Below are 342 nucleotides of genomic sequence, written 5' to 3' on the forward strand. Positions count from 1 at the left end.
GAAACAAGCTCAAGAGGACGAAAAGATTCGTAATTCTATTGAGGGAAAGTTTGGACAAGCCAAAAGACGATTTAGCCTTGGTAGAGTAATGGCTAAACTGTCTCATACCTCTTTGTGTGCAATTGCTATTACTTTTTTAGTGATGAATCTTTCTACTCACTTGTCACGGCTTTTTTACGCTTTTTTATGTCTATTTTTGAAAACCACACCTTTTTTCCGGTTTAATATAATTGCAGTTTATATGTGAAGTATTTATACTCAACAAAAACTTATGCTTGACTGGAGCTGAATAACTAGTCAACCCTTGAAATTGCTTTTTTATGACTTTTTCAGCAAGCCCTA

Annotated in this window: 1 protein-coding gene; it reads left to right on the plus strand. The window is 34.5% G+C overall.

Going from position 1 to position 342, the window contains the following annotated elements; genetic code table 11:
* Positions 1–247: transposase (locus UYI_RS33980; RefSeq protein ID WP_016870661.1), on the plus strand; the 247-nt coding region annotated here is incomplete at its 5' end.
* Positions 248–342: the final 95 nt, after the last annotated feature.

It is taken from the genome of Fischerella muscicola PCC 7414 (assembly GCF_000317205.1).
In the GTDB taxonomy this organism is placed as follows: domain Bacteria; phylum Cyanobacteriota; class Cyanobacteriia; order Cyanobacteriales; family Nostocaceae; genus Fischerella; species Fischerella muscicola.